At 35.7% G+C, this 14958-nt stretch carries 12 protein-coding genes; 9 read left to right on the forward strand and 3 right to left on the reverse strand.

Annotated elements, in window-relative coordinates:
* The first annotated feature begins 16 nt into the window (after window positions 1–16).
* From IPJ91_00285 to IPJ91_00295, 3 genes are all read left to right on the forward strand, one after another.
* A complete protein-coding gene (locus IPJ91_00285) occupies window positions 17–1072 on the forward strand; it encodes a type II secretion system protein (protein QQR93583.1) in 1056 nt (351 codons plus the stop codon).
* Between the two features lie 58 nt (window positions 1073–1130).
* The gene (locus IPJ91_00290; protein QQR93584.1) at window positions 1131–1946 is read left to right on the forward strand and encodes a DUF2085 domain-containing protein; all 816 of its coding nucleotides are present in this window, start codon (window positions 1131–1133) and stop codon (window positions 1944–1946) included.
* Between the two features lie 213 nt (window positions 1947–2159).
* Window positions 2160–3698 carry a hypothetical protein gene (locus IPJ91_00295; GenBank protein ID QQR93585.1) on the forward strand — a complete coding sequence of 513 codons (1539 nt, stop codon included), beginning with the start codon at window positions 2160–2162 and terminating at the stop codon, window positions 3696–3698.
* Between the two features lie 45 nt (window positions 3699–3743).
* On the opposite strand, the gene IPJ91_00300 is transcribed toward IPJ91_00295, so the two are convergent.
* The 3 genes from IPJ91_00300 to IPJ91_00310 all read right to left on the reverse strand — a co-directional run bounded on the left by IPJ91_00300 (window position 3744) and on the right by IPJ91_00310 (window position 8133).
* The gene (locus IPJ91_00300; GenBank protein QQR93586.1) at window positions 3744–5201 is read right to left on the reverse strand and encodes an excinuclease ABC subunit UvrC; all 1458 of its coding nucleotides are present in this window, start codon (window positions 5199–5201) and stop codon (window positions 3744–3746) included.
* 104 nt (window positions 5202–5305) lie between these two features.
* Complete coding sequence (locus IPJ91_00305) at window positions 5306–5827, reverse strand: hypothetical protein (GenBank protein ID QQR93587.1); 522 nt, start codon at window positions 5825–5827, stop codon at window positions 5306–5308.
* 47 nt (window positions 5828–5874) lie between these two features.
* Window positions 5875–8133 (reverse strand): hypothetical protein, encoded by a 2259-nt coding sequence (locus tag IPJ91_00310; GenBank protein QQR93588.1) that lies wholly within the window; start codon window positions 8131–8133, stop codon window positions 5875–5877.
* Window positions 8134–8244: 111 nt separating this feature from the next.
* Here IPJ91_00310 and IPJ91_00315 point away from each other — a divergent pair, with 111 nt between their 5' ends.
* The 6 genes from IPJ91_00315 (at window position 8245) to IPJ91_00340 (ending at window position 14648) form a co-directional block, all read left to right on the forward strand.
* Window positions 8245–9393, forward strand: coding sequence for a hypothetical protein (locus IPJ91_00315; protein QQR93589.1), 1149 nt, complete (start codon window positions 8245–8247; stop codon window positions 9391–9393).
* 7 nt (window positions 9394–9400) lie between these two features.
* Window positions 9401–10015, forward strand: a complete 615-nt coding sequence (locus IPJ91_00320; protein ID QQR93590.1) for a Type 1 glutamine amidotransferase-like domain-containing protein — start codon at window positions 9401–9403, stop codon at window positions 10013–10015.
* A 154-nt stretch (window positions 10016–10169) separates the two neighbouring features.
* Window positions 10170–12380, forward strand: coding sequence for a carboxypeptidase regulatory-like domain-containing protein (locus IPJ91_00325; GenBank protein ID QQR93591.1), 2211 nt, complete (start codon window positions 10170–10172; stop codon window positions 12378–12380).
* Window positions 12381–12382: 2 nt separating this feature from the next.
* The gene (locus tag IPJ91_00330) at window positions 12383–12814 is read left to right on the forward strand and encodes a hypothetical protein (protein ID QQR93592.1); all 432 of its coding nucleotides are present in this window, start codon (window positions 12383–12385) and stop codon (window positions 12812–12814) included.
* A 131-nt stretch (window positions 12815–12945) separates the two neighbouring features.
* Window positions 12946–14163, forward strand: a complete 1218-nt coding sequence (locus IPJ91_00335; protein QQR93593.1) for a hypothetical protein — start codon at window positions 12946–12948, stop codon at window positions 14161–14163.
* Window positions 14163–14648, forward strand: a complete 486-nt coding sequence (locus IPJ91_00340; GenBank protein ID QQR93594.1) for a hypothetical protein — start codon at window positions 14163–14165, stop codon at window positions 14646–14648. Before IPJ91_00335 ends, IPJ91_00340 begins: the two co-directional genes overlap by 1 nt.
* The last annotated feature ends 310 nt before the right edge of the window (window positions 14649–14958 follow it).

A 14958-nucleotide genomic window follows, 5' to 3' on the forward strand; every position in this document is an offset into this window, starting at 1 on the left:
AATTATCAAATACACTATGAGAATTTCATTGTACGAAAAAAATGCCCAAACACTTATAACGGTATTGATCTATATAGCGATATTTGGAGTAATAGCTACTGCTACTGCAATTTTGATTTTGAATTTGTCGAAAGTAGCTGAGATGCAGGAGAACAAATCAAGGTCAACTTCGTATGGTCAAGAAAAGGTAAAGCAGCTAATATCTGCTCAAGAGGATATTTTTTTTACAACTGGAGTCAGCAATGCTGAGATCACTGCGATAGGACAATCTATATTTGGTGGAGAGGTGCAGAATTGTGAGTATATAAGTGATCCTTTGGCTATGTCTTTCAGTTGTGATATGAAAGATGTTACTTCAAACAAAACTTTGACTTGCAAGAAATTTTCAACTAAGTTTCTCAAAAGGCTGAAAATAGATAAAGATGAATCAATTCCTATAGATTTGGATCCAGCAGCTGTTGGTAGTACTTTGATCGGTTTTGAGGGGATTTCTGCCTTTAAATTGGATTTGATAACTTATGATTCACTTAATGATGAATACAAAAATTACTCAATGGGCTTCACATCCAACTTGCGTAGTGGTTTTCCTGTAGCTCCGGGAACGACTGCTCCAAATTATGATAATGTAGGTCTTGCCAATATTGTTTCTTCGAATATGATATTTTGGCCAGCTAACTTAGCCGCTGAAAGATATTTTAGACCTTTTGTAACTTCTTCCAGTTTCTCAGATCAATACATGTTAGATTTAACTCCTGATTATGTAACAAAATTAGATATTCACAGGCTTTTTGATGTGTGGGCAAATCCGGGAGTGCCAATGCAGGTGTTTATTACCCCCATGTCTAGCGATGGCTTTATCAGTATAGAAGAAGTTTCCGATCCGACGGGACTTATCTCGAAAGTAGAATGTGAAGTTTTGGACTTTGCAGGATCGACAACTGAAATGGGAAATACTGTAGCTACAAAGGTAGAAGCTGAATTTCTGACAAATGGAACAAGGCTAGGTATTATGAATTATGGATTTGGGCTATACAATCCTGATCCAGCAATCAGGGTTACACTAGACAAGTAAAAGTATTGTACAAAGAAAGTTCGAACTGCTACTTATCTGTTACCTATATATTTTTGTTATGAAGCTGTACTTTAAATGCAAATGGAAGGTTGTAATTTTGTCTGCTTTGACTTTATTCACATTGGGTCCAATATTGGCACCTATTTTTCGTTATCTCAATTTTGACTATCTGGCTGATTTGCTATATAACTTTTATCAGTTCTTTTGCCACGAAAGACCTTGGAGAAGTTATCATTTGTTTGATTACCAACTTGCTGTATGTAGCAGAGATATAGGTATGTATGCAGGTATGACAATATCAGCTTGGTTTGTCTATTTGAAAAAGTTTCCAAGAATGACGGATAAACTGACTTTTGGGCTTTTTGCAATTTGTTTGCTACCTATGGCATTTGATGGTGGATCACAACTTTTGGCTGAAATTTTTACAAATGACATTATCCCGTTTTATGAATCTGTAAATTTTGTTCGATCCTTTACGGGTATATTAGCAGGAGTAGGTCTCGGACTTGCTTTGATGTCAAACATTTTTGATATGCAAGACAAAGCTTATGGAGGTCGTACTACATTGGTTATGTTTGTCAAGAAATTTGGTTCGTTGACTTTCTTTGCTACTATTTTGATTGTTTCTCTAAACATCATTTCATTTAGTACATCAGTAAAGTATAAGCCAAGTAATTTGCTTGTTGATATTGAGCAAAGGTTTCCGGGTACAAATTACGAAATAACGACAAATTGCGGACATTGTGGAGAAGAGTATGTGAGGAAGTTTATCAAAGAGCCATTGGATTTGTACTGCTTTCGATTTGAAGTATCAGACAACTTTCATGATAGGGCAAATTGGGATAAGTTTGGATACGATAATTGTAAAAAATAATCTTGAATTTGTATGAAGTGTAATTATGGGTTTTTACACTGGTTCGTTTTAGGTACCAAAATTTCAATAATAATTGCAATCAGGTAGAAATTTGTGATAAGATTGCTTTATTATTGAAAGTTGTGCTATAATCTATATATAAAGAATGTATGAAATATACAAACTTGACAACAAGTCAATTGCGTGAGCAATGGCTTTTTGTGAAAAACTTTTATGCGTGGAGGAGAATCAACACTAACAATACCAGCTCTAGATTATATCGGGCAAAGTCCTTATTTGGAATATATTGGGGACGGTCCAAGGGATCAGATCTATGGAGTAATTGCTCAAATAGCTAAATCCAAAGGATTAGGTTTAGATGAGTATCTTGGTAATGCACCTGAGCGGGGCACAAGAGCTGAAAATATGGAAAAATTCGTTCGAGATTTATCTGAAAAGTATGGGCAAGCAGGAGCTTCTGATGCGTATAATAGATTGGTTGGTGATGTTGCTGCCCAAACTGGTCTAACACCGAAAGAAGTCAATAAAGGAATAGTAGTGATTTCGGGTGAGCGCGGAAATCTTTTGGATGAACTTATGCTAGTAGCAAGTGGAGATCCTCAAGCCGTGGCAAGGTTTGAGAAGATGCAAGGGTATTATGATAAGGCATTTCCTGAAGGTGCAGTAAAGGATGGGTGGGAAGGAGTACTTGAAAAAGTTTTCGCAAATATATCTGCAGAAGCCCAGTTTATGGACGCTTCAACGGCAGGCAGAACGGTAGTTGGAGGAAATGAAGCTGGGACAGGAGCTTCAGAGGCAGGTCGACCATGGTTACAGGATCTTGGAATTGGTCCTAGACCTGAATATCAAGCTATGGTAGGACAAGTAGAGTCACTTCAAACATTCAAAAAGGAGAATAGCATCGATTTAAGTGGTATTCTTTGTATTAGTGGTATACTATGTTTAGTCGGAGTAATGGCAGTGTTCTCCCGCAGAAGACATGGCAATTCCATGAATTCAGAGAATCAAAACGCTAAAGTATCAAAAGAAGCAAAAAAAACCACAGAAAGTAATCTTAAAGAAAATGATAAAGTATCTAAATTGCCAATATCATGGAGGATAAGTCAGTGGCGCAGGAGAGTTGGTGAAGGAATAAGGAAAATTAGTGACAGAATAGATGATGCAGTAATCCAGATAACCGATATCTTTGATAGGAGGGGAAGCCAGGATAACTGGCCAAAACACTCTAATTATAGATCTGAAGGTGGTAATGGAGGAAAACAAAATGCCTCTGTAGATACAAAGAGAGGGCAAGGTAATCCAACATCATTAAGTAGCTCAAAGGAAGGAAATAATGGAGTTCCAGAACCAAGCAAATATTTTCAGGAGTTAAAACAATTTGTAGGAGATAATGAGATCGTATTTTACAACTCAGCGGCAGTTGAAGAATCTCCAAGGGACATGAGTGGAGAATCATATTTTGGGCTAGAACCTCAAGGGGACAAGATTAAAGGATTAGAAGAAGTTGTAGAATCTCTAGAGATCAAGGTTAAAAGATTAGAAGAAGTTGTAGCAGGTCAAGGGGACAAGATTGAAAAATTAGAAGAAACTGTAGCAGCTCAAGGGGACAAGATTAAAAGATTAGAAGAAGTTGTAGCAGCTCAAAAAGACATAAGATGGAGGCTTAGTAAGCTTGAATCCACCCAAGGAAACGGTGGTGGAGGCAATGGTTCTAATAATAACGCTACTTACAGTGGAAGCAATGTAATGTAATCATTTGATAAATTCTTTGTGTATCTTGAATTGCTCAGATTATTGTCATGATTTTCGAATCAACATAGCACTGCTTCTCAGCTTTCTATGATATGTGATACCAAACCTATGAGACTCATCTCGCAATCTCTGGATGAGTCTCAAGGCTTCTGACTTTCTTCTCAAACTTATAGTCTTGTATCCTACTATTTTTCTGCCTTTGGGACTCTCATCAACAAAAATGGGCAAAATTATCTCTTCGAACTTTTTCGCAAGACCAAAGTATGGTATGCAAATTTCTGTTGATTGAAAGGCTTCTTCAACTCTGCTAAGCTGCGTCTTGCCACCATCAATAATTATTAGATTGGGGGTTATCCCAAAGGTTCTAGGTTTGTCTTTAGTTTCTATTTCACTACTAGTATTGCTCGTTTCTTGGATATATTTCAATCTTCGTATCAACATTTCCTTCATCATACCAGGGTCGTCTGGAGTGTCTTTACTTCTAATTTTGAACTTGCGGTAAGAATTCGGATTTAGCTGACCATTTTCCATAACTGTCATTGCACCAACAGCAAACTTTCCTTGTATATTTGAAATGTCAAAACACTCTATACGAAAATTCGATTGATAAATCTCCTTCATGTCAATTGCAGAAAGTAATTCATTTAGAGCAGTTGCTCTTTCTTGTTGCTTGAGTATATCTATCAACTTATCATCAACTTTAGAACCTATGGTTACTTTGTTCAATACATACTTAATGTTGTTTACCTTATCCCTAATTGTGATAGCCTTTTCAAAGTCTAATTCTTTGGCTGCGACTTTCATCTCGTTTTCAAGATCAATCAAAATTTCTCGTTTTTTGCCACCAAGAAAGAGCTTGATATTGTTTATTGAGTTTTTGTATTCTTTAGAACTAATTTGCCCAGCACAAGGAGCTTTGCAAAGTCCCAAGTTGAAGTACAGACATGGCTTTGGGTTTGAGCATACCAAACTTTCTCCATTTTCCCTTTTCTCTAGGTACATTGTTCTATTGCAAGTGCGAAAGTTCCACAACTTTCTAAGTTTTTTTATGACCTCTTTGATAGGAAAAGTATCGTTGTAAGGACCCAGGTAAGTAGAACTATTCTTTTTCTTGGTATGTATATCAGCACTTTTGGGTTGTCGGACAATCTTGATTCTGGGGAAATCTTCATTGGTAATTTCAATCCATGAATAGTTTTTGTCGTCCATTTTCATCCGATTGAACTTTGGTTTATGTTTTTTGATCAAGTTGGTTTCAAGTATCAAGGCTTCTGCCTCGTTATCCACAACTACGAAATCCAAAGTATCAATACTTCTAATGAGTAACTTGGTTTTGCCGTCTAACCTATCATAGTTAGTGAAATACGATTTCACCCTGTTCTTCAGTCGATTGGCTTTGCCAACATAAATCACTTTTCCATCTTGATTTTTGTATAAGTAACAACCTGGTAATTGTGGAAGTGAGTTGATTTTCAATTCCAAGTTGGGATTTGCTTTGAACACAGTAAGAATTATACTTCAATAGTAAAGAATTTTGAAGAAAGATTGATATTGGAGGCTTTCTAAATAAGGAGAATTACTCGCTTTAATTTGTAAAAGAGCTAGAGTTAAGGTTGAAGTAGGTAGCTAATTGAATTTAGGTCACTATAGTTATGATTATTTCCTGGAATATTTATCAACTTCAAAATGTCACTTTCTGGTAGCTTTTCTTTAAGTGCAGTAAATCCAATTTGGGGGTCAAGAGTTTTTTGTAAAATAATGACTCTGCTAGTCAGTGATTGCAATTGACAAACTAATGGGTACTCAATTGCTTCAGCGAATCTCAGAGGAATCCCTGCAAAAACTGAAAGAGTAGGATGCTCAATTGTATGGTAACTTTCAAGAAACTTCAAAAACAAAATGATACCAGCAGATTTTGCAAATACTTTATAGCTCTCATTTTGGCGTTTGGATAGTATTTCGTATAACTTAGTCAATTCAAAGTCATAGTCAATCAATTCTTCCCCAGTTTGCCAGTGATTGTAAAGAATCGTAATTGGATTCAAATTATGACCTTGAAATTCGAATTCCAAATCTTTGGCATACTGTTCATTATTTTTAGAATTTCCTGGAAGGATAAGTGTGAACATTTATTTTCAAAAATTGGTAGCATTAAATTTGAATAATTCAATAACAATCAATGAAAAAGAGAGTGTATTAGAGAAAGTAGTACATTCATCTTACCAGTACTAGCTAGAGATGCATTGATAGTAATACTAACATCCGTACTCCCCAAAACTCCTGCTATACTCTCTTTCGATACTGTTAGCATGTAGCTACTACCTGTTAGGTTTGCATTTGATACACAACTTACACTACTTCCTGTTGCTGGTGTAGGTGTACATGTGAAATTTGGTATAGTCACCTTATCTCCTACTTCCGTTACCACAACTACTGTAGGCTTGGTACTGTTCGTACTTGATACTATCTCTACACGGGTACTTGTTTGTATAACTAAATTCAATATAGTCGATCTTGCTGATTCTTGTCCTGATCCATTTGTATCAGTATAACTGAGTACATAACTAGCATTTGTTACTGGGAATATCAAATTTAATGTTACTGGTCCAGTAGCTGTACATGTATAAGTTGTGAGTAGGTCATTACCACTATACACTTTTAGAGTATTGCCTACTTCACTACATGTCAAGCTTACATCTGGTGTATTGTCTGATGTGACATTGTCAGTAGAAGATATACCTGTATCGCTACTAGTTAGCAGGTCAATCATTACAGGTTGAGTTGGTGGGGTACTGTCACTCACATACACATTGAAATTTTTGTCAAATACTCCCCCTAGGTTATCTGTTACTCTGATACATAGACTGTAGATACTTTTCGTTTCATAGTCTGGTTGTACATTTAGTCTTAGGTTGTTTGTTGATATATTGAAATCTCCATCATCTACTCCTGGTACTGCACATGATAGGGAGTATGTATATGGGGAGTCTCCTTCTGCATCTGTTGCTGTCAGTACTCCAACTTGGTATGGTGATACTATACCCTCTGTTACTACATTATTACTTAGGCTTATGTCAGTAGGATCTTCGTTAGTATAGGTTACAAATACATCTACCATTGAATTTGTATCTCCAGGGACGAGGTTGTTTGAAGATGATGCATAAGCTACATAGCGACCATTATTACTAATTCCTGGGAAAGCAACTGCAAATATGCCATTATTCGACTGTGCTCCGTCATGAGCTAATGAAACAAGCTTATTCGTTGATGTTGCAAGGTCGTACACAAAAATATCTGACTTTGCATTTGTGTCAGATGCTACCAGATTACTTGCTACAGAAGCATATGCGATGCTTGTGCCGTCATTTGATATCTTTCCAAAGGTTGAATTTCCATTTGATAGATTTCCATCAAATCCTGTAGATATTCTTCTCGTAGTTCCATCACTCGTATCGTATAGAAATATATCTGTAGTACCTGTATCTGATGGGACCAGATTTGTCGCTGTCGAATGATAAACGATATATCTGCCATCTCCTGAGATAGATGGAAAATTTGAATTTCCATTAGCTTCTGCTCCACCTATACCTGTTGATATTTTGGTTGTTGTGTTTGTCAGTCTATTTCTTAAAAAGATATCAGATTTCGCGTTTGTGTCAACCAAAACTAAATCAGAAGCTGTTGATTCGAACACTATAAAATTTCCATCGTTTGATATGTCAGGAAAATCAGAGGTGTTATTTGAATATGTATGAGATGTGGTTAAAGAAATTGGATAAGTTTCATTTGTTTCTATATTTTTCAAGTATATTTGTCGAAAACTAGGAGTTCCTGGTACTGTATCCAAGTTTGTAGAGTTTGAGGCAAAAGCTACAAATTTACCATCTACTGTCATAGTACCATGAGTTGTAGGTAGGTCTCCGAGAACACTAGAACTACTCGTATCAACTTGTATCAATGCATTTGACATCAAATCCTTTCGAAAAATACTGATACCAACAGAGCTACTGGGGCTTAAGTTAGTTGACTTATAGCCAAACTCGACATACCTTCCATCAAAAGAAATGCTTGGAAAAAGTGAAAAATTAGTTACAGATATCCCAACAGCTTCTTCTTCAAGGTTTGTAAGATTTATTCTTCGAATTGTTCCAAGGTTTCTATCAAACAAGAATCCATCTTTCAAACCATTCGTATCTCCCGGAACTAAGTTTGATGCTGCAGAGCTGAATACAACATATCTACCATCTCCTGTAATTGCTATTCTTTTGTCATCAGCTAGTCCACCAATTATACCTACTGAATGACCATTTGCTTGATTTCCTGAACTATCAACTGATATTCTCTCTACATATCTTGTAGTAGCTGCATACGCAGGAAGGGTAAATATACCAAGCAGCAATAGTGTGTATATTGTTAGTTTGAGCAGTGTTTTCATGTTTATTTTTAGTAATGATAGAATCTAAAAATGTTTTCTACTAATTATTGTACATATTTGCGTATGCAATATCAATAAGTTTTAATCTGTCGTTTTGGTATAATCAAATTTATGTTCATACAATATACGATTTTCTTCACTCTGTCGCTATTGATAAGTATTTTACTATCAAAGCTAATTATCCAACTACTGATAAAGTTTGATATCACTCGTCGTTCATCAAGAAATATCAATGCTACAGAAAAAGATGGTAAGCCTATAATGGGAGGACTGATATTCATCATTCCGACAGTTATAGTATCTCTTTTTGCGAATTATATTTTGCCAGAAGGTAGATTTGTTTATGATTCATCTATTGGCATACTACAGAATGTATCTAACTTTTTTGGAGCTGGGGTTATCAAAATTCCAATTTTAGTTTTTCTTTTAGCTGCAATTTTGGGAGGAGTCGATGACCTTTTGAACTTGTTTGGGACTGATAGAGCTATATTGAAACTTTCTAGGGTATTGAAATTGATCACTGTCCATAAATCAATCTTCGAGAGAGTGAAGTTAGCGATTTTATTTCCTTGGCATGCATATAAAAACTTCTTTTTTATACTTGGTAGCAATCCCGGAAAAGGAGTTCAGGCTCATGAAAAGATATTGGTGCAGGTCGTAATAGGAACAATTATAGCTTGGTGGATTTATGGGTATATGGGAATTTCTGGTGTAACAATTCCATTCTTAGGGGCGATTTCTTTGGGTCTACTGATGTACCCATTTACGATTTTGACAGTGATGACAATGGCAAATGCTGTAAATATCACAGATGGAGTTGATGGTTTGTCTTCTGGATTATCGATAATTACTTTGACAGGATTTTTCATAGTAGCTATTGTTAAAAGAAACAGTCCTATAGCAGTACTCATCTCTATTTTGCTAGGAGGTTTAGTTGTTTACTTTTACTATAACAAAAAACCTGCAAAGGTAGAAATGGGAGATACAGGGAGTCTTGCACTAGGAGTCATAATAACTGCAATTGCTCTTGCACTAAATCAGGCTTTTCTACTTGTACCATTTTGCCTAATGTTTTTGATTGAGTTTGCAAGTTCATTTATACAAGGATTGGGAAGGAGATTTTTAGGAAGAAGGATTTTCAAAATGGCGCCACTTCATCATCACTTTGAGATGCTTGGTTGGCGAGAGGAAAGGATAGTTAGAGCTTTCCTGTTTGTCGGGGTTCTAGGCGTGTTTTTAGGGCTAATTTGGGTTATTTGAAATATCTATGTACAATATTTTTTTATTCTCAAACTCCACAGATCCCAAAAGTATCAAAGTGCTGGAAGAGAATATTCCTGATCTTTATACAAAAAACATTGCTTACATTGAAACTGGAAATAGTGGCTATGGGTATGATGTAGGCTTTACACCGCATTCACAAGAATTTGTGGAATCTAAGTTCGCAAATTTTGAAATTATTGATATAGATTCAAATGAGTTTGCATCAGGAAGCTTGACAAAGGTGATTTCTCTACAAGAAAAACTTTTGAAATTTGATATCTTGCTTTTATCAGGTGGATTGCCTGGATATTTGAAGTATTGGCTCGATCGATATGATTTTGGTCCACTCCTCAAAAAGTTCCTCAGCCAAAATGGAATATACATTGGATCATCTGCTAGCTCGATGGTTATGGCAAGCTCTTTCAAATGTGCTCAGGTAGAGTTAGACGATGAGATGGAAATCGGAGCATCAAATTTTCAGGGATTTGGCTTTGTGGAAGGTGAAATTTGGCCACATTATCAAGATGAACATGAAGATACTCTTGCTAAATTTGAAAAGGAAAATGATCTTAAGATTACTAGGCTTAGAGATGGCGAGGGAATTTATTTGACATATTAAACTGATGTTTAGTGTCAGTGTAAATTTTATAGTAGTCAAAAAAAGATTATGCTATTATGACTGCATTTGCGAAATCATTCTAAGTTTGGAAATAGTTTGTTCGCACAAAAAAAGTTTAACTTTGCGAAGTTGCAATTCAAAATTTTATCAAGAAATGAAGCCAATCTACAAGGCAGCCTATTACTTATCTGCTCTTACAATAACAATTTTTCTGTTTATTACTATATTTTCAAAATCAGCTCAGATTACAAGAGAAGTAAATGCTGATGAGCTTATCCAACCTCAATCTTTGCATCTTGATACACTAACAACATTTCAAACATATAGTGGAGGGGGTGTGCCGAATAGTAATTTTGGGATCTATGTAATGAAGTATTATAGAGATGAATTGTACATAGGGATAAGTGCTTGTGTACCTCTGGGATGTCCTGGAGGATTGCTGACGAAGTTTGAAGGTGATAATCTTATTCCTATACTGAGAGATGTTGATGGAGTTCCCACAAATATCTATAAAGAAGATGGGATTCACGATATAGATGTATATAATGACAAGATGTACATACTTGGTACAGACCCAGCTTTTGGTGATGGTTGGGAGCTAGGTAATGTGTATACATTTACTCCTGAAGAGGGAATAATCAAATTTAGAACTTTGCCAAATACAGTTCACTCATTAGGTCAAACCCATATAGGAGATACATGGTATGTGTCAACTGGAAATATAAATTCCACTCAAACTCAAAATTATAGTAGTTTATTTGCAAGTTTAGATGGTGGCAATACTTGGAATATGTTGGCTCAAACTGGCAATTATCGAGCTTATGACATTTTGAACAACAATAATTTTGGTTATTTTATTATCAGAGATGTTGGGGCATATGTAAAAATAAAAAGAACTAATCTTGACGATGCATCACTTACACTTACCGAAGTTCCGATAGTAGGGTATGGATACTCTGTTATTACTCCTAGTATAGTTGCCCGCCTAACGAGATTGGAAGATAAGATAATAGGAATTACAAGTTCAAACGGCATATTCTCGATAAAGAACTCTAGTGGAAATGCAACCCTCCATACACTTCCTGGAGGAAGACTACCAGTGCAACAATTCAATCCTATAGCTGTAGATAACGATGGTTATGTATATATAATTACTACAAATAAAGAAGTAATTCGAACAAAGAATCTATACACATGGGAACTTGTAGCAAGTATACCTGCAACAGGATCTCTTGCTGCTCTTACATACAATGACAATACAAATGTGCTTGCAGTATCTAGTATAGGTACAGATGCAAATGTATGGTTACTGAACTTGAATGAGATACAAAGTTTGCCAGTAATAGGTACAGATCCATATCTAACAAAGATCTCTGGAATCAGTTACCTTGACCAAGACAAGGATGGTCAGTATGATAATGGAGAAACAAAACTAGAGAATGTAGCTATGAATTTGAAATCATTATCAGGAGAGCTTCTAGAGACTACACAGACTGATATCAATGGGTACTATGAATTTGTATATATGCCTGTAACTAACGATCTTAATAATTACTATGTAGAACAAGTACAACCTGATGGATTGGTTTCTATACAGATACCTACAAACAGATTTGATTTCAGTATCAATGCATACAATACTTCCATTCCTAATGTTAACTTCGGAGAGTCTGACGATCTTCCAAAATTATCTGGATATGTTTATTTAGACAAAAATAATGATGGGCAAAAATCTGCAAATGAGAAAGGTATAAAAAATGTATTCATTTATCTTGAAAAGCAACAGGATGCTTCAACTAAAATATTTAATGTGATTTCTAGCAAAACTACCAATGACAACGGTTACTTTGAATTTGCCAATTTATTACCTGGTAAGTACCAAATCAAGGAAGTACAGCCTAAATATATAGATGGCAAGGATACTTTGGGAACTATAGGGGGAGAGGTTTCTAGCGATGATGTGTTTTCAGATATAGATATCACAAGCTATAGTGGGGAACGTTATCTTTTTGGAGAGTTGAGCAAAAAAATTTCTGGCAGAGTTTTCAACGAAGTCACCAAATCTCCAATTGTGGGTGTCAAGATCGAGATTATAACTACTGAAGGGCAAGTCTTGGGTGCTACATATACAAATGCAGATGGTTACTATGAGTTTGATGAGATGCCTCAAGGAGTATATTTGATAATGCAAACTCAACCAGAGGGTTATCGTAGTGGCAATATAAATCCATCAAATGTAGCTGAGGTAGACTTTAGTTTTAGTGATATTTGGAATGTAGATTTTTCTGAAGTTTATGCGCTTGCGGAAACAGGTAAGAGGAATTTTGTACTGAAGGTGTTTAGCAAAATGTTGTCAATGCCATAAACATGTCTTTGTTCCAAAACTTACAAAATACACTTGAACAAGCCAGAAAGCCAGTATCTGAAGTGTATGGGTATAGAATTTTGGAAGCGCTAAATCATTTTGCTTCAAAAAATGATGGCGTAAGTTTTCGCATTGGCGATAAATACGAAGTTCAAGAAAGCGAAGAAAGTATCGAAATTACATTACCTCAAGGGTTTACTAAGGCTGATCTTTTGCAGGCAGTCAAAGATATACGGCATAGAGTTGATTCTAAAATTATTGATGATATAGCAGCAAAATATATAAGAGTTGGAAAGTATTTGTCCGAAAACGCAGATGATGCAAAGTTCTTACTAAAAAATGGACGGAAGTTTAGAAGTTTCGATTCTCGAGAAGAAGTACTTGCTCTGTCAAAGTCAGTTATAGAATTTGGATTAGCTTTAGTGGGCAGTTAGATGAAGGTAAACTTACGAGGGAAGAAATCAGGCAAGTTGAGATAGATATACTAGGGAGGAGACATTATCATAAGGAACTTAGTAGACATGAAGGAACTGAGATAAGTGCAGATCGAAGAAAGAAGTTGATAATGGTATTTGTTTACGGACTTAATAAAACCAAAAGAATAAACGATGGAACATTTAGAGCTAAACTTGGATATTATCTTGAAGGTATCAATGATAGATATTTTCGAAGTAAGGTTCTAAAGAATCTTGCAAATAAAATGATCGGTAAAGTGATAGGTAAAGTAGTTCTTCCCCCTCCACCTTTCCAATCTTTCCAATCAGCTATAAAGCAAGGTGTCGAAAGCTTTGTTTCGTTGCCTGAGATCGGAGTTTTGTCTCAGATAGTCGAGCGAGGTAAGCAAAAACTTCGTGATAACTTGATGGCAGATATAGTAGAGGGCGATAAAACTGAAACTCTTTACGAGTATATGGGAATCCAGAAATTCAAAGAGAGGATACAACATGCTAACACTGAAGAAGAAAGAGATGTCATTAAACTTGAAGCTCTTCGAGATATTCATAAGACTCTAAGTAGAGTAAAGTATGATCGTGTGGATGTCGCAAATATGATGAATAGGATGGCTGGCTACGGTTATAGTATGACAGGAAAAGGAATACTTGATCGCAAGATGACTTATTGCCAAGGATACTCACTCCTAGCTCAAGCATATCTAGAAGAACTAGGTATCAAGTACTTACCTATGAATATATTTGGTCACATTACAGGTATAGCAATTGTCGGGGATCGTGTATATCTTTCTGATATGAAAAAAACTGAACCTTTTGATATCACTGAGAAATTTGGTTCGGCTGACATAGTATCAATGAAGTCTTTAGGCTACTTTGAAAATCTCAACCTCGCAGGTCAAGGATGGTTGAAAGACTACTATCCACGCCTGAAAAATTCATTAAGCTTATATGTCTGTATTGGGGAAAGTCGGGAAGTACTTGCTGCAAATCTGAATGCTTTTGGAAATATTACAAAGAATGAAGGTGATCTTCAACTTGCTATAATTTACTATAAATTATCTGCTCTTGCAGAGCCAAAGGATTCAGATCCAGAGGATGGGCTTGGAAGTGCATATTATCTCAAGTCAAGAAGCGATGGTAGTGCAGATTACGATAAGGCAATGGAGCATTTTGAATTATTTATTTGGAAAAACAGGTTAGAAGGTATTCTAGATGATGATTGGTGGATAATGAGGGCTAAGAAGTGTATAGAGCTCTGCAAATTGAGAATGAGTGAAAACCCTGATATGAGCAGAATTGAATTTCTCGAAAAAGAAGTGAGTTTAGACTAATGTCAGCATATCATCAAATCAAAACATTGCTTGAAAAACACCGTATAGATCATCAAGAAGTATATCACGAGTCAGTCAGGACTTCAGAAGAAGCTGCAAGCATACGCAGTTTGTATGGAACTGGACTTACCATAAAAAATGGTATGAAATCACTTCTTGTGCGACTAGTATTGAAAGACAAAACCTCGCAAGTAATAATGATTGTAGTTCCAGGAAGCAAAAAGATGAATGCAAATGCAGTCAAGAAGTTCTTCAATGCTAAAGAAATCAAATTTCTCAGTCACGAAGAAGTTTTTGATGTAACTTCTGGAGTGGAAGTAGGTGGAGTGCCACCATTTGGCAATATATTTGATCTACCTACATATTTTGATGCTGAAGTTTTGGAAAATGAAAAGATAGTCTTCAATGCAGGAGACAAATGTGTTAGTATAATTATGGATTCGAAAGATTGGTATGAGGTAGTGAAGCCTATAGTCATATATTGACTGTAAGCACTATCGCATTGACAAGTTATCTCAAACTAAATCTTTGATAAATTTATCAATCATTAAAATATAAAAAGTATCTTCAGAAGCAAAGAGACAATTTATATACTATCTGCAATATCAACAAAGATAATGATATTTTTTCCAAAATCCAACAAAAGTAGGAGATTGGGATGGCATAGATCAGAATCCGGAATGATAACTAGTTGACTTGTCTGAACGACTGACTAAGCGAATTTGCTAATGATCTTGTTGATATTGAATGTGGGACTTGTCTTAGCATATATGATTTTGAGAAGGTATAAGAAAA

Source organism: bacterium (assembly GCA_016699595.1).
Taxonomy (GTDB): domain Bacteria; phylum Patescibacteriota; class Dojkabacteria.